Source organism: Fonticella tunisiensis (assembly GCF_004364155.1).
Classification (GTDB): Bacteria; Bacillota; Clostridia; order Clostridiales; family Caloramatoraceae; genus Fonticella; species Fonticella tunisiensis.
Map to the genome: position 1 here is coordinate 48451 of NZ_SOAZ01000001.1, position 20206 is coordinate 68656.

Below are 20206 nucleotides of genomic sequence, written 5' to 3' on the forward strand. Positions count from 1 at the left end.
TGCTTCGACATGCAGAGAAAAGTTGGCTTGGGACTATAGTGACTTTTATAACTTTAGTAATTTGTATTGCTACCGGCTTAAGCGTTATATTCTTTCAAATCCAGTATCCAAGCGATGTTATTGCGGGTTATGTTTTTGGAGGAGTATGGCTAAGTCTAAATATTGTGCTTTTGGAAGTTTTTTGTGTTTTACCTAAAATTGGGTAAATGATAAATTTATTGCAATTAATTATGCTTAAAAGCCAATGTTTTCAGATGTATGAATGAAAAGCTTAAACTTTTCGCTATTTGCTTTTAGTGGAAAGGACTCTGCGCATAAAGAAACTTGAAATGCGTTAGAGTCTTTTTTGATTTGTATACAAATCACCTTAAAGTAGATGATTGTATGGAACTAACACTTAAAGCTAAAATTATAAAAGTAGTAGAAAAATCTGTTGTTTTTTGCAACCTAATGAAATTTTTATCGTGTAATATGTGAGACAATGGTTTAAATCGGTCTTTATGGAGGGGGTAATATTGAAGAAGTTAAAGCAAGACGATTGTCCTAGCTGAAGGTGGTGACTTATGGAGGATAAAGAACTTATCAGGAAATGCCAAACTGGAGATAAAGAGGCTTTCTATGAGCTTATAAGCAGATATCATCCCTTTGTATATAAATTCCTTGTTAAAATTACTGAAGATGAAGGGATTGCGGAGGACTTAACACAGGAAACTTTTTTAAAAATAATAAAGAACATAGACAAATATGATTTAGATGGTAAAGCAAAATTCTCAACATATGTGATTACAGTATCTAAAAATTGTTATATCGATTATATAAGAAGGGAAAAGAAATGGATGCAGGCTATACCTATAGATGAAAACTCTAATATTGAAGATATTAGTACAAATGTCGAGGATTTGGTTTTAGATAAAATGTATAATCAGGATATTATAGAGGAAATAGAAAATTTAACAGATGAGCAAAAATTGGTTATAAAGATGAAGTATATCGAAGGTCTAACGCTTAAGGAAATTGGCGATAAACTGAATCTTGAAACTAAAACGGTAAAGAGCAGGATACACAACGGGATTGTAAGGTTAAGAAAAATATTATGGAAAGGTGATGGATATGAAAAAGATTGATAAAAGGGCGACAGCTATTTTATTAGCAGCATTAGACAGGGAGATTGATATAAAGTGTCTAGAGCTTAAAGAAAAACGAAGGGAAGCAAAATTAAAGAAGATATTCTTTTCGAGCTGCCTATTTATCCTGTTTTCTTTCATAATACAAGTATTGTTTAGGGCTTTTAATTTGAGCTTTTTATTTACCTTTTTGGCTTATCAGGGATTGGCATTATCTCTTTTAACACCTTTAGTGCTGAATTTAAACAGAGGGGGAGTATCTAAATGAGAATGCTGGAGAGGTTCATCAATAAATTGAATTTTAAGAAAGCAGCCATCACCTATATAGCTATTTCAGGGGTACTTTTGATATTATGCCTGTCTATTATAGCATATGTGTCGAGGGACAAGATCTATATGGCGATTGACTATAAAAGGATTTCTGATACTCTTGAAAAAGAGGGCGTAACTGACAGGTTAAAATCTCAACTAAAGAAACTGGCGTCGGACTCAAATGATATAAATAATGTAGTTGTTTTAGACAAGGACAATAATATTGTTTTTAAAGTCAACAGCAGTCTTATAGGAGATAAGAAAAAGATGCAGTTGATACCATATGATATGGGCAGGGGATACCTTCAGGACAGTACCAATGAAGATATTCTTTATAAGGTTGTAAAGCAGGAAAATATTATTCTGAATAAAGACTATATACAAAACAATAAAAAGGTAAGACTGGACATCGATGAAGAATTTTCTTATGAAAGGGATTTCTCATCTAAAGAGATATATTTGCTTAACTATTTAATTGACAGGGGTACACGAAACAAGATACTTATTATTAGGACTGCAAATCCAATACCCTATGCGGAAAGGCTGCTTGAAGTTACAGGTGCTTTGTTGGGACTAATTTTGACAATATACTGGATTGGTTTAGCTCTTTGGGTATATAAGGATGCCAGCATAAAGAACTTGAATGCTTCTTTATGGGGATTGCTTATTTTAATCACTAATTTGGTCGGGTTAATTGTCTATCTGATCTATAAACAGAATAATCTGATCTGTTACAAATGTGGGGCTTTGCAGAGTAAGTTCAACGCTTTTTGTAGTAATTGCGGAATCAGGATTAATGAGTCATGTAATCACTGTAGGGCTGTTATTGGTAAAGGAGATAACTATTGCAGCAGATGCGGTAGTAAGGTTAAGTGATTAGAATATTTTATACTTTGGGAGGAAAATATAAATGGATATTATAAAAAATAGCGTAGATATTTTGCTTCATTTGGATAATTATTTGAGCATGGTTATTCAGAACTATGGATTTGGGATCTACTTGATATTATTCGTAATAATTTTTTCAGAGACAGGTCTGGTTGTAACTCCGTTTCTTCCGGGGGACTCTCTACTATTTGCAGCAGGTGCTTTTGCGGCATTGGGGGCCCTTGATATAAAGCTATTGCTGCTAACTATAGGTATGGCAGCAGTGCTTGGAGACACAGTTAATTATACAATAGGAAAATCTATTGGCCGAAAGATATATGAAAAGGAAAATGTGAAATTTATAAGGAAGGAGCATCTGTTAACAACTCGTGAATTCTATGAAAAACACGGTGCAGCAACCATGGTCATAGCAAGGTTTATACCTATTATTCGCACCTTTGCTCCGTTTGTCGCAGGAATAGGGGAAATGCGGTATGTGAAATTCATTTCTTATAATATAATCGGTGGACTGTCGTGGGTTGCTTTGTTTACATTGGGTGGATACTATTTTGGGAACCTTCCTGCTGTTAAGCATAATTTTACTTTCGTTATATTTGCTATAATATTTATTTCAATCACCCCAGCAGTTTTTGGTTTGTTTAAGCGAAAATTAAAATTGGAGGAAGATAAAAGATGACATCAACTTTACAGGTTTCACGCTGTACGCTATAAGTATGCCTTTGATTAATATATTTTAAAAAGAGATGGGATAAAACACTATAGTATCGAAGTATTGAGACGGTAAAATATTTTTAGACAAAAGTAAAGAAAGGTTGTCTAGAAAATACCATATGGAGTATTTAAAATGATGTTTTCATAATGAGTTGATATGTTTTTAATAAAATGCTATATAATTTATATATGATTAAGTAAAGGGGGATTTTATGTTTGAAAAGTATGCACAATTTCAATGATATTGAGGAAATATATTAAAATAAAAAGCGATATTAAAATAAGGTATTACTGGTCGTTTAGAAGCGTTAAAGGAAGGGATATAAATGCTTAAAAATTATATGGAGTTAATAGTTGATAATTTATTACCAACAATTTTGAATGAATATAAAGACATATGCAGATGTCCAAGGTGTATAGAGGATATAAAAGCCATAACCTTAAATCAATTAAAACCTTTGTATGTTGTAACTGAAAAAGGAAATATTTATGCGAAATTAAACGAGTTACAAATGCAATTTAAGGCAGATTTAACAAAAGAAATAATTCAAGCAATTAATATAGTGTCAAATAATCCAAGGCATAGTTTATAAAAATTTAAAATCTTTTTTCCAAAATCCCACAGTAAGTACAGGACAGCTCCTGCTTTGCTGAGGGATTTAGTTTTTTTGTGGATGGACTAATATGTTTATGGTAAAGGGCTTTATTTTATTAACAGAAATAATGAACAAGAAAAAATTGTTAAAAGATAGAATAAAAATATACAGCAATATTATCAATGTAAAAAGTCGAATGTTGTTGGATTTTATCTAATGATGTTATAATAAAGCTAAACAAGTTAAGTTTTTATTCGCAAACCAGAGAGGAGAAATTTATGGTAAACGATAATCGGAAGTTGCCCAACAAAAATAGGAGTTTTGTTGAAAAATCAAAGAAAACAATTACATATCTAAAAACAAAAGAAGAATTCTTGAGTAGAATTTTTGAAAACGAGCAGATGTTTATAGTTGTCTGGACATTGGATGGTAAAGTTGCTTGGTTTAACAGGTATACCCTGGATGTAATTGATATAGCGATTGAGGAAAAAATAGAGAGTATAGATGTAAGTACAATAATTCCTTTAGAGATAACAAGCCGTATAAAAGAACATTTGGATTATAGTGAAGATAGAGGTATTCGTTACAAATGTGAAAATCCGATGGTATTGAAAGACGGCAGACAAATTTATATAATGTGGTATAACAGTATTATTTATGATGAAGGAAGTAAATATGTCGTATCCACTGGTATAGACATCACAGATCTAAAGAATGCCGAAAGAAAACTTGAAGAAGCAAACAGCAACCTTCTTGCATTAAACGAGGAATTGATGGCTCAACAGGAAGAGCTATATAAAATGAATGAAGAACTTATAGCTCAAGAAGAGGAGTTGAGACAGAACTTAATTGAAATACAAAGGCAGCAGGATGAATTAGAGGAAAGCAGAGAGCGCTATAGACTGGTAGTAGAAGGAGCAAGCGATGGACTATGGGACTGGGACTTGATAACGGATACTGCATATATATCAGAGAAATGGAAGGATATCATTGGTCTTGATAAAGAATTAGTAAACAACTACTATGAAACTTGGACTAAATACATTCATCCCAGAGATGTTAAAACAGTTATCAATAATCTACATATGCATCTTGAGAAGAAGACGCCGTTTTACCTGTGTGAATACAGGGTAAAAACGAAGGAGGGCAGATGCGTATGGATTTTAAGCAGAGGGAAGGCACTATGGAATGAAGAGGGCAGAGCTATAAGAATAGCAGGGTCTAACACGGATATTTCTGAACGAAAGCAAATGGAAAGCAAGTTGAAATATATGGCATACTATGATCCTTTAACCGACCTGCCGCGTAGAGATGTTCTTATGGATAGGATCAAAGCTGCCGTGGCAGATGCAAAAGTTAATGGAAATAAACTGGCAGTACTTTTTGTCGACCTGGATAATTTCAAAACTATCAACGATTCCTTAGGGCATCATACTGGTGACAAGCTATTGAAGAAGATTGCCAAGAAGCTTACAATGTGTCTGCGTGAATCAGATATGGTATCCAGAGTTGGCGGTGATGAGTTTGTTATTTTATTGCCTGACATAATTAGTGTTGACGATACGGATAAGGTCGCAAGCGGAATATTGGAACTGTTCAACCAACCAATAAAGATCAATAGTCATGAGTTGGATGTAACTGGCAGCATAGGCATCGCCATATATCCTGACCATGGAAAAAGTGAGAGGGCTATACTCAAAAATGCAGATATAGCTATGTACAAGGCTAAAGAAAGGGGAAAAAATAGTTTTCAATATTTTGATAAAACCATGAAGAGTGAGGCGGAATTTGCCAAAACTATAAAAAGAGATTTGAGTTTGGCTTTGGAAAAAAATCAGTTCTTTCTACTCTATCAACCCCTTGTTGATGTAAAGACCGGTAAAGTGGTGGGCATGGAGGCACTATTGAGGTGGCAGCATCCTAAAAAAGGAGTAATTAGTCCTTTTCATTTTATTCCTATTGCAGAAGAGACACGACAGATAATATCCATAGGTGAATGGGTGTTAAGGACAGCTTGCAGGCAAAGGAAAGAATGGCTTAATATGGGATATTTTGATTTCAGCATTTCGGTGAATGTTTCAGTTCATCAGTTGCAGTGGCCTGATTTCGCGAAGGTAGTGTGTGATATACTAAACGAAATTGAGCTTGAATCGAGATATCTGGAACTTGAGATTACTGAAACCGTTCTGCTAGAATCAGTGGATGCGGTGGTTAAAAATCTTTGTCACTTGAAAGAAGCTGGAGTTAAAATAATAATAGATGATTTCGGAATAGAAAATAGTTCTTTCAGATACATGCAAAAATTTAAAGCTGATGGTATAAAAATTGATAGATCGTTTGTGCGTGATATCAATCTAGATGTAAATAAAGCCATTATTGATGCGATTATCTTATTGGGACATAGGATGAAAATTGGCGTAACCGCTGAAGGTGTAGAAACAAGGGAGCAGCTTGATTGTCTTATAGAGTGTGGGTGCGACGAAGTTCAAGGTTATTATTTCAGCAAACCGTTGTTTCCAGATGAAGCTATTCAAATGATTCAGAAAGGACTCTAATGTATAAGGTTATATTATTCATCATCCCTCATTTATGCTTGTACTAAAGGGTGGATTAAGCTGAGAAGCTGTTATGAATGAAATATTTCTTCTAACTCAATCTGTCCTATATTGTAGCTTGATTCGTTTCAGAATCGAAGGGTAGAGCATTTTTAACTTGCAAGTCATGGTGAAAATAGGATAGAAAGCCCTATTAGCACCATGGCTTTTTGTATTTTGATTAAGAGTATATAGGAGAAGGGTTATAAAATTTTATGGAAATTTTTTATATATGCTTTTATTTTTTTGTTTAAAATTCCTTAGAAAAATCTTAACAATTGAATGTTATGATAAAATAATGTAGAATTTAAGCTGTGCTGATATTAAATTTGTTTTAAAAATTATTGCAAAATGAAAACAAATTATTAAATTTTGCAGTTGATGCGATATTGTTCTAGAATAAAATTTTAAACTTTGTATAGGGTGATTTGTATGAAAAAGAAATTTGATAGATTTACTGCCTTTCTTGTTATTGTAATTATGATATTTGGAACAATTATATCACGACTTGTATATATCCAGTTGATAAATGGAGATGACTATAGGGAAATGGCAGAATCCATGGGGGAAAAGCCTCAGGTAGAAATAGCTCCCCGTGGAGAAATACTTGATAGAAACGGTAAAAGGCTTGCTATAAATACGCTTAATTACGTAATTACCTATACCTATGAGGGAAACAACAAGGATAGCAGCGAGATAAATAATAGTTTGGTTAATGCCCTGGAGATAATCTATAAAAATGGAGATCAGGATAAAATTATAATGGATTCTTTCCCTATTAATTACGATGCATCCAAACAACAATTCAGTTATAATTTTTCTGCGAAAAATAAATATGAGCTTGTAAAGCAGATAGAGAATTTTAAAAAGAATAATAAGATTGAGACGGCATTTAATAAGGTACTTAATTATAAAACGTTGGAAGATTTTGATAAAAACTTGAAAAACAGCGCTGCAGGCACATCACAGGATGAGGCGATTAAGGGGTTTGAGGAGAAGTATCTTACTACATTTAACGAAAGTGATGATGCTAAAGAGGTATTTTATAAGCTTGCAGAAAAATATAATTTTATTTCCCGCGATTCTTCAGGAAATGTGGTTTATAATTATAAAACATTATCGGAGAATCTGGACAAGCTAATTAAGGCTGTTGCGTTAAGATATAGTTTAAAAAGCGCTGAATACAGGCAGTATGATGATATAGAGATAGCTAGAAATGTCAAGAAAGAAACTGCATGGAGCATTCAGATAAAGAGTGATGAGCTTAAGGGGATAACGAGTCAGGTTGTTCCTGTAAGATATTATCCCTATGGAGAAGTTGGTTCTGCTTTCCTTGGTTATATGGGAAAAATAAGCAATGCCCAGAAATATGAAAGTTTAGGATATGATATAAGCAAGGAGCTTGTAGGTGTAAGTGGACTTGAATATGTTCTTGAGAACAGGGAAAACAACAATTATGATATACAGCTCAGGGGAGAACCCGGTGTAAGGTATGTGAAGGTTGACAAGTTTGGAAAAGTTATTGAAGAAACGGCAAGGATTGAAGCAATTCCCGGCGATACCGTTGAAACAACTATAAATATTGATATGCAGGCTGCAGCTGAAAAGGCACTTGATGAAGCGATGGCAAAGATAAGGAATGGAAGCTTTGGAGACAAGTTCAGAGCTCAGAGGGGAGCAGCTGTAGCAATGGATATTCATACCGGTGAGATACTTGCGCTTGCAAGCAGGCCTGGTTTTGATCCTAATTATTTTGCCCTAACAGGATCTCCACAGGATCCTGAAATAATAAAAAAATATCAGCTTAACAATCCAGAGGAATTATACAATGACAAGTACGATACTATTCCGAGGCCGATGTTTAACTATGCGACACAGGGGGCTGTAATGCCAGGTTCCACTTTTAAACCGTTTAGTGCTATAGCAGGGCTTGAAGAGGGGGTAATTACTAAAAACACAACCGTGTATGATGATGGTATATGGGACAACATACCAGGAGTTAAAATAAGAAACTGGAATTATAATGCTGGTGGAATGGGTGTAATAAACGTTACTGAAGCATTAAAGCGCTCATCTAACTATTTCTTTGCTGAAGTAGGCAACAGGCTTGGATTTGAAAAATTTTCAGAATGGGCTAGGAAATTTGGACTAACCAGGGATGAAAATGGAAAGAGGCCAAGTACTGGTATTGAAATTACTGAAAACCCTGGAAGTGTAGGAACTCCTGAAGAATCGAAAAGAAGGGCAGCACAGAGCGCCATGAGGAGTATAGTAGAAAAACTCAAAGAGCAGAAGTATGGCGGATATACAATAGATTATGGAACCGTTTACTACAATGAAATATTCGATATGCTTGTAGATGGCAACTATGATGAAAAGGTATTAGATGAACTGGGTTTTACAAATAAGAATGCAAAAAATTTCATTAAAGGGAAAGTAAATTATGTTCAAAATTACTCCATTAATAAGATAGACGTTCTTAACATGGCCATAGGGCAGGGATATGTATCTTTAACTCCTGTGCAAATGGCACAATATCTGTCAACTATATTAAACGGAGGTACAAGATACAGGGCACATTTGGTTAAGAGAGTATTAAACCCCGATGGAACTGTAAAGAAAGAAATTGAGCCGGAAGTGCTGGGTAAAATAGATTTAAAGCCTGAAAACATTGAAACTGTTATGGAAGGGATGGGGAAGGTTACCCAGGAGCTTGGAGGAACAGCAAGATCTACATTTAGTAATTATCCAATAAAAACAGGAGGAAAAACAGGTACGGCCCAGCCGGGTGTGGGAGAGATAATGAACTACAGGGATAATTATGCATGGTTTATAAGCTTTGCTCCATTTGACAAGCCGGAGATAGTAGTAGCAACAGTTATATATGACGGTGGGCATGGCGGCTATGCTGCTGGGGTAGCAAGGGAGATTTACGATGTATATTTCAAAGACAGGCCCGAGATGCAGGATTTTCTGGCTAAGAAAGCACAGTCAGATAAGTCAAATTGATAATGAGTAATTCCTGTTCATAATAGAACAGGAATTTTTTATATATAATCTTTGAAAAAGGAAGAGAAATGGCATAGAATTTGCATATGAAATACATCAGAGGGAGGTGCGGTAATAAATTATTTCAAAGCAACAATAACAAAAAATTAAAACAAGGAGGAAATGTTATGGGAAATAAAGGTAATACGAACTGCCATGGAGACCAAGGTGGAGGACATAAGAGGGGATTGCACGGAATTTTGATGATCCTATGCTGCCTGCTGCCGCTTTTATTGATTATAGCATTACCGGCATTAGGAATAAAAGGTAGTGCAATTTCCCTTTTAGCAGTTTTAGCATGTCCTTTGATGCACGTAGGCATGATGTTTATGATGGGAAAATCAGGACATAGCGAACACAGCCATCAAAGCAATCAAATAAACACAAAAAACAACGCTGAAATTCAGGAAGTTAATCCAGCGGAATAGATTAAAATAAGTGTTTTAAATAACACAACTGGTGTTGCATTTAAAACATAGACAGGAGTTTCTTTAAACACTAAATAAATAATTTTATATAATTAGTCCTCTTCATAATTCCTTCAGAATTTAGAATTAGAATTTAGTCAAATAAAAAACGAGGAGTGGTTCATATGAAAAAAAGATTAATGGTTGTTTTAACTGCAGGTTTGCTGATTATAGGTCTATTTGCTGGTTTTGCCTATGCAAAGGAGTCGACTGGGGATAAGACGCACAAGGATATGGTTAAAATTATGAGGGAAAATGGTTTTAAGGATCTTGCAAAGGCTGTAGAGAAAAATGATTATAAAGCAATTGACAAGTTTATGAATAGCTTAACCGATGAAGACTATCAAAAGATGATTGACATAATGAGGCAAAACGGCTATGAGGATATGGCAAAGATGATGGAATCCATAAGTAAGGATGACATGATTAAAATGCACAATGCAATGGGTGGGGCAGAAGCCTGCCATAGAAATAATGATACATCAAGTGGGATGATGAGAAGTTATTAACTTATAAAAATAGCTGGTGGTTTAACCACTAGCTATTTTTATAAGTTAATTGATTGTGCTAGATAAATTTACATATCGGCGCTGCGATAAAAAATATATTTCATTCACCAGCACGCTTAGCAAAGAAGTTCTAAGGCTCGGGATTTGAAAAATGTGAATTTCATATATTTTTTATCGACCCTCAGCCTCTGAACTAGCACAACGGATTAATTTAATTACAAATATTGATTACGTTTCAGATCTGAAAAACAGTATTTTTTGCAGGCGGTAATTGGCATAAAATTTGCTACTTTATTATTTGAGGGATATCAATATTAACTTTGAAGGAGTGATGGATTTGATGATAAAACAAAAATCTTTTATTGTTCTACCACTTGTGGCGCTGATAATTGGATTAGCAGGTGGTTATTTTATATATACAAAAATGACGGCTGCTTCAAAGATGAAAGATAAAGATGGTGCAGTTATCTCGGAGAATATCAGTGAAAGCAGTCAAACAGGTAGTAACGTTGATAATAGCTCAAACAAAATAAAATCACAGGAAGATGATAAACTTAGGGATAAACTTTTGAAAATTGACAGCAGGGGAAGTGTGCAGGTTGGAGCAACTATTTTAAATCCAATAGAAAAGGATGATAAATATATAGTAATTGAAATGCAGTTTGATACCCACTCTGTAGATCTTGATGTTTATGACTTCCAAAGGATAGCAACTTTTAAAACGAGTGATGGAGTTGAGATGAATCAAGAAATAATCTGGGAAAAAGCTGATGGAGGAGGTCATCATTATTTAGGAAAATATAAGATCCCAAAAGTAGTTGATGGTAAGCCTGTAATTACGGAAAAGACTGAGTCTATTGAGCTCGATATTAAGGGTTTGGATAATGTGGAAAATCGTACCTTTAAATGGGAAAAGGATGTAATAAAATTGTTGAAGAATTAAGATTAAATAAGGAAGGATAGGGTTTATGAATAAATATTTAATCTTTATTGCAGTGTTTTTAACAGGACTTTCACTATTTATTTATGAAGTACTTTTAACCAGGCTGTTTTCAGCTGTTTTAACCTATAATCTTGCATTTGTTGTTGTATCCCTCGCTATCTTAGGAAGTGGTTTAGGAGGAATTCTTACTCATAAAATAACAGGAAATAAAAAAATTACTTCGGAGAAATTATTATTAACAAGCTCCCAGTGGCTTCCTGTAAGCATTATAGTTTCCATAGCATTAATGTACTTCCTTCCCTTCTCATTAATGTTTATAATGTATGTATTTACAGGAATGATGCCTTTTATTTTGGGTGGAATGGTAATATCTACAATTTTCAAGAGCAATATTGGTGTAAGTGGAAAACTGTATTTCATGGATTTGCTGGGCTCAGGTATAGGGAGTATAGCAGTGATTGGAATAATGAACAAATTCGGATTTATGTCCAGCGTAATTGTTGTAACCATCTTTGCGCTTCTAGCTTTCTTTTCAGTTAGTTGTTACTACAGAAAAACTTTGAAAATAGCGGCTGCTGGAGTGTTTTTGATATTATTGACAGGAAGCCTTATACAGGGAAGTGTGATTAAGTCGTTAGAAAAAAGATTTTATGCATACTATACAAGCCCTGGCACAGTTATAAACATGTTGAGAGACTCCGATGAAAAGCCACTTGGTATATCCTTTTCAAAGTGGAATGCGATATCAAGAACGGATGTAATTGAAACCACCAACAAGAATGAAAAGTTAATAGTAACTGATGGAGGTGCAACGGCACCAATCATCAAGTTTAATGGTAATCTGAATGAGGTGCAGTATTTAAAAGAAAGTGTTAATTACATACCATTTTCCTTTGGTAAAAACGATGACACTCTGGTAATAGGATCGGGTGGAGGAAAGGACGTTTTATTTGCCCTTTTGGGAGGAAGCAGGAAAATTGATGCCGTTGAAATAAATCCTTCCACGATAGAAGCTGTGAATAATTTTAAAGATTTTAGTGGAGATATATATAACAGGCCTGAAGTTAAGGTGTACAACCAGGATGGCAGAAATTTCATTGAAAACAGCAGTGATAAATATGATAACATATATCTTTCCATGGTAATGACAAATGCGATAGAAAATACGATGTATTCACTTTCAGAGAATTATATATATACCTATGAAGCTTTTAAAACTTACTTAAAACATCTTAAGGATAATGGAAAATTAAGCTTTATGGTTCATAATGCATATGACCTTGCAAAGATAACAAATACAGGAATAAAGGTACTGCTTGATAAAGGAATAAGCCAGGATAAGGTTACTGATTATTTTGTTATAGTAAATGGGGTAAATAGACAGGAAAGTGGAGAACATGGTGGAGGAGTAAATATGCCTCTTGTTATATTTAAAAATACTCCATTTACATGGGAAGAAATAAATTCGATAAAGAATATCACTGAAATGCAAAACAGGGATATAATTCATCTGCCTGGAAAAGAGGATCCGGTGTATAAAGCATTGAAAAATAAGGAGATAACTTATACTCAACTAATAAAGGAGATTCCATTTAACTCAAAACCAACTACTGATAATAGTCCATTTTTCTTCAATTATTCCAAGCTTTTACCCTTTGAAATGTACTTTGTTCTACTTATTGTACTATTTGTCTGGATAGTTGTAAGAAGGAAATATATAGAACAAAAGGAACACAGAGGTATATCATTTTATTTTGCCGGACTGGGCCTTGCATATATGCTGGTGGAAATTCCAATAATACAAAAGATGGTATTGTATTTTGGAAGCCCATCTCTGGCATTTAGTTTTATATTGTTTAGTTTGTTGGCTGGCAGCGGTATAGGAAGTGCTTTAAGCAGTCATGAAGCAATTGAAAAACATTTATTAAAACCACCTAAATATCTTCTAATTACAGGTATTGTGATTATAGTTAGCCAGTGGAGTATAATATGGATGCTGAATGAGGCAAGGGGTTTACAGCTTATATACAGATTTATTGTTGTATTTATAGCAATGATGCCAATGGGAATAGCTATGGGAATTCCTTTCCCAACAGGTATAAAAAGGTTAGAAAGTATTATAAGAGATAAAAACCTTGTTCCACTAATGTGGGGAGTAAATGGCATTTTCTCAGTTTTAGGTTCAACGCTTGCGATTATAATCTCAATGATATTTGGATTTAATGCAGCATTGAACATAGGAGCTATAATATACATTTATCTGTTTATTTCAAATCCTTTAAGGATGGGTAAAGCACCTATACAAGAATAATTTTTTTGAAAAGTGAGGATGATTTTAAACATCTTCACTTTTTTATGTTTTGCCTCAATTTATAGTTTATGGCACCAAAATTGCTATAATAATTGGTGATAATATTTTTTAAAATATATTTATCAAACATCAAAGATAAAGGTTAATTTGACTTTTATAATATTTTAGCTTAAGTGCGTTGGTATCGGATTAACTAAATTTCTATAAAGCTTTTGCTTTATATCCAACACTAACTGTAGCAAAATGTACACAAGGAGAGAAAAGGATGATTAAAAAATATGTTTATATTATAATTTTTGCTGCAATGTTGATATTGTTACTGTTGTATATGGAAAATAAATATCACGTTCTGTATAACAATGCCTGTGGCATGGGTATACAGGGCTTGAAGGTAATAGGGATGATAGCTGTAATAACTATGATGACGTTAATAATATTTAGCCGCGGCAAGAACAAAACTAAAGAAACTTATTGCATTAAATGCCTTTCGAAATTACAGAAGAACTGGAAGATATGTCCTAATTGCGGCTGGGAAAGAATAGGTGATAATTAACATGATGCTCATAGTAATCTTAATAATTTGCATTATTATATATGCTATTTCCTCCAGAGAGGATTCAAAATATAATAACAGTTATGATATGGATATACTAAGATGTTTTAATTGTGGTGAAGAAATAGAAGAAAGCTACAATTATTGTCCAAATTGTAAAGTAAGGTTAAAAAAACAGTGTGAAGGCTGCGGCAAGATGATAAGTGTAAATTGGAGGCACTGCCCATACTGCGAGCATCCAAATTCTTAGCAGGAAGGTGAAAATATGAACGCTAAATTGAGAGATAATTTATTAATTGCAGCAAGTATAATTGTAATTACCTTCTTGCATTATTTTACCCTCATGCCTAAAACAGGCCTTCATGATTTTTACAGAAGGTTATATTATATACCTATAATATTCTCAGCTTTCAGGTTTAGATTAAAGGGAGGTATTGCTGCATCTATTGCAGTAGTAACTTTATATGCTCCTCACATGCTTATATATTTTGGGAAAATAGATATAGATATAATCAATCAGTTTTTAGAAATAGCAATGTTTATAATTATTGGCGGCATAACGGGTATGTTAGTTGAGTCTGAAGCAAGGGTTAGGAGGCTTTTGGAAGTTCAAATTACAAAGCTTACAAATCTTGAAAACTATACGGGAAATATCCTGGACAGCATTTTAAATGGAGTTATTGCTGTCGACAGAAGCCTTAAAATCACATCAATTAATAAAGAAGGTAAGAACATATTGAACCAGAAAAAGGAAATGACCGGAGAATATGTGTATAAATTTTTCGAGGATGGGGAGAAGTTAAAAAACATTTTGAATGACGCAATGCAGAGGAATAAAGGGATACAGGGTTATGAGGTGCATAGTCTAAAATGTGGAGACACAAGGGTAACTGTTAGACTTCATGCATATCCTTTGAAAAATATTTTAAACGCATTGGAGGGAATGGTACTGGTTATTGAGGATATAACCCATGTAAAGAGACTTGAAAACCAGGTAAGAAGGGCGGAAAAACTGTCTGCAATTGGTGAACTGGCATCTGGAATTGCCCATGAGATAAGAAATCCACTTGGAATAATTAAAACAATATCCCAAACTATCAATAAGGATATTGAGGATGAAGAAATAAAAGAGGGACTGGAAATTATAGAGCATGAGATTGACAGAGCAAATAAGGTTATACAGGGGCTTTTGGACTTTGCAAAGCCAAGCATTTTTAACAGTAAGATTCAAAGTATCCATAAGATAATAAGCGAAGTGTTAATTCTTATGAACAAGTATGCACAGCAGCATAGGGTGGAAATTATGTATGAAGTAGTTGAAGACAGCTTTATAAACGTTGACGCTGATAAGATAAAACAGGCATTTGTAAATATAATATTTAATGCAATTCAGGCAATGCCGGAAGGGGGAAATCTTAACATTCAACTTGAAAATGAGGACGGATTTTCAAAAATATCCTTCAGTGATGAGGGGGTTGGAATAGATGAAAATATAATGGAAAAAATATTTGAACCATTTTATACTACGAAAGAAAAGGGTACTGGTTTGGGACTTTCAATTACCCATAGAATTATAGAGGAACATAAAGGATATATAGAAATAGACAGTAAAGTAGGTGTTGGTACAACAGTTATTATATATTTACCTAATGAAAAAATCGGAGGAGAAGTGGATGAAAAGGATTCTGATAGCCGATGATGAAAAGAACATGCTCTGGGCACTTAAAAAGGCTCTTAAGGATGAAGGATACAGGATATTCACGGCTTCTGATGGTATGGAGGCCTTGGATGTGGCACTTAAGGAAGAACCGGATTTAATGCTTCTTGACTTAAGAATGCCTAAAATGGATGGTATAGATGTTCTTAAGAAACTTAAAAAAAATAATATGAAAATACCGGTTGTTATGATAACTGCCCATGGAACAATGGAAAGCGCTATTGAGGCTATGAAGCTGGGGGCTATTGATTATATATCCAAGCCATTTGACATAGAGGAATTAAAAGTGGTTATAAATAAGGCACTGAATATCGGAAGCATGCAGGAGCAAATAGAGTTTCTCACTGAAGAATTGAGTAAGAACACAGGAAAAGTAATTATTGGAGAAAGTGAAAAGATAAAAAATGTGCTTAATATTGTTAGCAGGGTGGCAAACAGCAATGCTACGGTTTTAATAACGGGTGAAAGTGGAACGGGTAAAGAACTGATAGCAAATGCGATTCACTTTAGCAGCAATCGAAAGCATAAACCCTATGTTAAAATTAACTGCGGTGCTATACCGGAGAACCTACTTGAAAGCGAATTGTTTGGATATGAGAAGGGAGCATTTACAGGGGCAGTTTCAAGAAAGCCCGGTAAATTTGAACTGGCAGACGGAGGTACCATATTTTTAGATGAGGTTGGAGAACTGACTCCTGCTATACAGGTAAAACTTTTAAGGGTACTTCAGGAAAGGGAGTTTGAACGTATTGGAGGAGTTGAGACAATAAAGGTAGATGTTAGAATTATTGCTGCGACAAACAGGAACCTTATGGATATGGTTGAGAAAGGTGAATTTAGGGAAGATCTTTACTATAGGCTTAATGTAATTCCAATAGAACTTCCACCTCTAAGGGAGAGAAAGGAAGACATACCCAAACTTATTGAATTCTTTATTGAAAAATATTGTAGAGAAATTGGCAGAGAGAAATTATCATTTGAAGAGGACGCTTTGAAAATACTTATGAATTATGAATGGAAGGGAAATATCAGAGAGCTTGAGAATGTAATCGAAAGGCTTGTAATCCTTAATCAGGGAAGAATAATTAAAAAGGATATGCTGCCTAAGGAGATATTGATCTGTGAAAATAAAGAGGTACAGTTTGTACTCCCAGAAGAGGGAATAAATCTTGATGAAGTGGAAAAAAGTTTTATCATTCAGGCTCTGGAAAAAACAGATTACAATCAGACACACGCAGCCAAAATACTGGGAATTACAAGGCATACTCTTCTTTACCGTATGGAAAAGTACGGAATAAAAAATAAGAATTAAAATTTTCATATTCAAAGCTAATATTCATCCCTTAAATGTTTTTACATCAAATAATCATTATATATATGCAGGGGATGATAAAAATAAATATTTTAAAGGGAGGTTTTGTTTATGTTTAAATGGTTTAAAAAATTACTTGATCAAATTGCAAAGGCTAACAACGACACTTTTAAAGGTCAGAAGTTAGACTGCTGTGAAATGAACCGAAAGAACAATGGAGGGCATAATATGAAATAACAATAAATTGGTATAACTGCTGTCTATTACGTTTATGAATTATAATGTATTATATCATACAGCAGGTGAGTTAAATATAACAACAATATATAGATGTGGATCGAACGATAAAAATCATTTAGATGAACAAGCAATGCTCTATTTTAAAATAGGCACTGCTTGTTATTTTTTTTGCTATAATCCATTTGGCATGAAATTTGCATAAGTTTTTGTATATTGATTTTAAAGGAGGTGAGGAGAAAAGAGTAAATAAAAAGGAAAATGATAAAACGCTGAATCCATTTTATGGAGCGGGGGATAAGTATTTGGGGTGAATCGTTAAGAGGGCTAATTCTCTATGGCCTAACCCGTCAACTAACCTCGTAAGCAGAATAGGGGAGGAATACCAATGACAAGAAAAATATTATCTCTTGTACTTGCTGTACTAATATCATTTTTAATACCTTCGTATGTACTGGCTGAGAGTATTACTGAAAAGAAGGATGAGTTGAACAAAGTTAACGATAGAATTGAAGAATTAAAGGATAAAATCGAATATATAAAAGACGAAAAAGAGGATGTTCTGGCAGAACTTAATAAAATAAACAAGCAGGTTGATGACCTATCAGGTAATATTAATGAAATTAGTACGCAGATTAGAGATATTCAGGTGGAAATTAGCAAAAAGGATAAGGAACTGAATGATGCTATAAAAGAGTTTAATGCAGAAAAGGAGCTTTACAATGAAAGAGTTAGGGCTATGTACATCAATGGCCCGTCAGGTTATCTGGAGATTCTTATTTCTTCCGAAAGTTTCTCAGATTTTATATCAAGGTTTGATATAGTTAAGAGGCTAATTGAATATGATAAAGAGGTACTAAATAAAATTAAAGAAAAACAGAAAAATATAGAGAATAAAAAGAAAATCCTTGATTCAGAGAGGAATAGACTTGAGAATTTGAAGAAAGAGCTTGTAGATAAAAAAGCTCAGTTAAAAACTGCAAATGAAAATAAGAAAGCATATTATGATAATTTGAATAAGGACATGGTAAATCTTGAAAGGGCACTGGATCAAGAGATACGGGAGTCACAGGAACTTGAAGCCGAAATACGTAATATTACCTCAGGAAGCCCAACAGGCAGTAGTAATGAGACATACTCCGGTTCAAGGGGACCAATTTTAAAAGTTAGCGATATAGGGCGCATGCCAAGAATTACATCTCCCTTTGGTATGAGGCTTCATCCAATACTTAAAAAATATAAAATGCATACCGGGATAGATTATGCAGCTCCAAGTGGTACTCCAATATATGCTATGTCAGATGGAAAAATAATTATTTCAAAATATGGAAGTGGCTACGGAAACTATGTGGTCATCGATCACGGCGGAGGAATAAGTACCCTTTATTCACATAATTCGGTTAATCTCGTGTCAGCAGGTCAAACCGTGAAAAAAGGACAAGTTATAGGAAAGGTTGGCGCTACAGGATATGCAACTGGGCCACATGTTCATTTTGAAGTAAGAATAAATGGTACTCCTGTAAATCCTGAACCATATGTGATAATAGGAAAATAGAATAGATTTAGATATTGTTAATTTAAAGAGCAGGCAGCTTTATTATAAAACCAACAAGCTGCCTGCTGCTCTATATTATTTTCATATGGAGCTCTGGCAAGGCCGTCAGAAAGTTTAAGAAAACAAGTTAAAAATTTTAATATATAGAAAGTAGAATAGTGCCTTTTTTATACCAGGCACGCTGATGAAATAACAAGGGCATTAATGGCATGAAATTTGCTTTAATATATATAGGAGGTACAGCTGCAAACCGGTTCTGTTCTGATGAATGAAAAGTGACTTTTGTTTTATGTTTAATTTTATAGTTCAAAATGATGCAAAATGGTAAAATGAAAGATTTTTATTTGTATTCAGACCACTCCTTATAGGTGGAATACTCTAAATAAACAGGAGGAAACTATGAATCAGGAGAAAAACAAAGCTTTAATAGCATTAAAAACTTCTAAAGGACAGATAGAGGGCATTATCAAGATGATTGAAGATGAAAGATACTGTGTTGATGTATCCAATCAAATCGTTGCAGCTCAAGCTCTTTTAAAAAAAGCAAATATGCTGATTTTAAAACAGCATGTACATCACTGTGTTAAGGATGCTGTTAAGCAGGACAATGCTGATGAGAAAATAGATGAGATTATAGAGGTTTTGTCTAAGATAATGGATAGGTAAAGTTTTAAGATTTGCTTGTTGGGAGAGAAGGTATATGAAAACATTTGCATTTTAAAAAATATATTGGGGATAAGATAATTGGTGATAGTATTATGAATAAAAATGGTGCTCTAAAACATAAAGTTATAAGGGACCCTGAAGAGCTTTGATATTTTGTTAATCAAAGCTCTCCTTATTGGTATAATATTTGCTTATATAATAATTAGATATTGGAATAGAAGGGGGTGAACAATTATAAAAAGTCATACGATTAAACTAAAGCAGAATAATATGTTATGCCACAGGTGTATGATGAATGCTGCGAAGGCTATTTCATTAATAGAAGGAATGCAGGAAATTAATATGGATTTAGAAAAAAAGGTGATTAAAATAACGTATAACAATGAAAATATTACTAGATATGAAATAGAAAAAATTATCGATGAAGCCATAACAGGGAGAAAAGCTGAAACCTTCTAGTATAGGGACATAAAATTATAAAGTGTTTTTACTGTATTATATCATACAGTTGATGTTGCCTATGGAACAGTCCCATTATCAAGCAAAAGCCAGTTTAATGCGTTGTGTTAGTTTTGCTTTTTAGAGAGTGCTGCGATAAAAAATATATTTGATTCACCAGCACGATTGGCAAACAAGTTCTAAGGCATCGGATTCGCACAGCCT

At 33.9% G+C, this 20206-nt stretch carries 19 protein-coding genes and 1 riboswitch; all 19 genes read left to right on the plus strand.

All coding sequences use genetic code 11. The annotated features are described in order from the left end of the window. The first annotated feature begins 563 nt into the window (after window positions 1–563). Complete coding sequence (locus tag EDD71_RS00250) at window positions 564–1124, plus strand: RNA polymerase sigma factor (RefSeq protein ID WP_133626749.1); 561 nt, start codon at window positions 564–566, stop codon at window positions 1122–1124. Next, window positions 1111–1392: a hypothetical protein gene (locus EDD71_RS00255; protein WP_133626750.1), complete on the plus strand. Its 282-nt coding sequence runs from the start codon at window positions 1111–1113 to the stop codon at window positions 1390–1392. The genes EDD71_RS00250 and EDD71_RS00255 overlap by 14 nt, the downstream gene beginning before the upstream one ends. Then, on the plus strand, window positions 1389–2312 hold the full coding sequence (locus EDD71_RS00260; RefSeq protein WP_133626751.1) for a zinc ribbon domain-containing protein: 924 nt from the start codon (window positions 1389–1391) through the stop codon (window positions 2310–2312). The genes EDD71_RS00255 and EDD71_RS00260 overlap by 4 nt, the downstream gene beginning before the upstream one ends. 34 nt (window positions 2313–2346) lie before the next feature. Beyond that, complete coding sequence (locus EDD71_RS00265) at window positions 2347–3000, plus strand: DedA family protein (RefSeq protein WP_133626752.1); 654 nt, start codon at window positions 2347–2349, stop codon at window positions 2998–3000. 376 nt (window positions 3001–3376) lie between these two features. Beyond that, window positions 3377–3628, plus strand: coding sequence for a late competence development ComFB family protein (locus EDD71_RS00270; RefSeq protein WP_341471808.1), 252 nt, complete (start codon window positions 3377–3379; stop codon window positions 3626–3628). Window positions 3629–3909: 281 nt separating this feature from the next. Beyond that, window positions 3910–6186 carry a sensor domain-containing protein gene (locus EDD71_RS00275; RefSeq protein ID WP_133626754.1) on the plus strand — a complete coding sequence of 759 codons (2277 nt, stop codon included), beginning with the start codon at window positions 3910–3912 and terminating at the stop codon, window positions 6184–6186. Between the two features lie 471 nt (window positions 6187–6657). Further along, window positions 6658–9234 carry a penicillin-binding transpeptidase domain-containing protein gene (locus EDD71_RS00280; protein WP_133626755.1) on the plus strand — a complete coding sequence of 859 codons (2577 nt, stop codon included), beginning with the start codon at window positions 6658–6660 and terminating at the stop codon, window positions 9232–9234. A 167-nt stretch (window positions 9235–9401) separates the two neighbouring features. Then, a complete protein-coding gene (locus tag EDD71_RS00285) occupies window positions 9402–9701 on the plus strand; it encodes a DUF2933 domain-containing protein (RefSeq protein ID WP_133626756.1) in 300 nt (99 codons plus the stop codon). Between the two features lie 164 nt (window positions 9702–9865). Next, window positions 9866–10249, plus strand: a complete 384-nt coding sequence (locus tag EDD71_RS00290; protein WP_207669241.1) for a hypothetical protein — start codon at window positions 9866–9868, stop codon at window positions 10247–10249. 298 nt (window positions 10250–10547) lie between these two features. Continuing rightward, window positions 10548–11192: a hypothetical protein gene (locus EDD71_RS00295; protein ID WP_166636273.1), complete on the plus strand. Its 645-nt coding sequence runs from the start codon at window positions 10548–10550 to the stop codon at window positions 11190–11192. Window positions 11193–11217: 25 nt separating this feature from the next. Then, window positions 11218–13503, plus strand: a complete 2286-nt coding sequence (locus EDD71_RS00300; protein WP_133626758.1) for a spermine/spermidine synthase domain-containing protein — start codon at window positions 11218–11220, stop codon at window positions 13501–13503. 265 nt (window positions 13504–13768) lie between these two features. Beyond that, entirely contained in the window at window positions 13769–14056 is a 288-nt protein-coding gene (locus tag EDD71_RS00305; protein WP_133626759.1) for a hypothetical protein, read from the plus strand. A gap of 88 nt (window positions 14057–14144) precedes the next feature. Continuing rightward, a complete protein-coding gene (locus EDD71_RS00310) occupies window positions 14145–14306 on the plus strand; it encodes a double zinc ribbon domain-containing protein (protein ID WP_341471815.1) in 162 nt (53 codons plus the stop codon). Window positions 14307–14321: 15 nt separating this feature from the next. Next, on the plus strand, window positions 14322–15755 hold the full coding sequence (locus EDD71_RS00315) for an ATP-binding protein (protein ID WP_133626761.1): 1434 nt from the start codon (window positions 14322–14324) through the stop codon (window positions 15753–15755). Next, the gene (locus tag EDD71_RS00320; protein WP_133626762.1) at window positions 15730–17085 is read left to right on the plus strand and encodes a sigma-54-dependent transcriptional regulator; all 1356 of its coding nucleotides are present in this window, start codon (window positions 15730–15732) and stop codon (window positions 17083–17085) included. Before EDD71_RS00315 ends, EDD71_RS00320 begins: the two co-directional genes overlap by 26 nt. A gap of 111 nt (window positions 17086–17196) precedes the next feature. Further along, the gene (locus EDD71_RS15865; RefSeq protein WP_279232979.1) at window positions 17197–17322 is read left to right on the plus strand and encodes an LDCC motif putative metal-binding protein; all 126 of its coding nucleotides are present in this window, start codon (window positions 17197–17199) and stop codon (window positions 17320–17322) included. 260 nt (window positions 17323–17582) lie between these two features. Then, window positions 17583–17707: riboswitch (cyclic di-AMP (ydaO/yuaA leader) on the plus strand. Window positions 17708–17710: 3 nt separating this feature from the next. Next, window positions 17711–18877: a murein hydrolase activator EnvC family protein gene (locus EDD71_RS00325; protein ID WP_133626763.1), complete on the plus strand. Its 1167-nt coding sequence runs from the start codon at window positions 17711–17713 to the stop codon at window positions 18875–18877. Between the two features lie 399 nt (window positions 18878–19276). Beyond that, window positions 19277–19543 (plus strand): metal-sensing transcriptional repressor, encoded by a 267-nt coding sequence (locus EDD71_RS00330; RefSeq protein WP_133626764.1) that lies wholly within the window; start codon window positions 19277–19279, stop codon window positions 19541–19543. Between the two features lie 270 nt (window positions 19544–19813). Next, a complete protein-coding gene (locus EDD71_RS00335) occupies window positions 19814–20002 on the plus strand; it encodes a copper resistance protein CopZ (protein ID WP_341471823.1) in 189 nt (62 codons plus the stop codon). The last annotated feature ends 204 nt before the right edge of the window (window positions 20003–20206 follow it).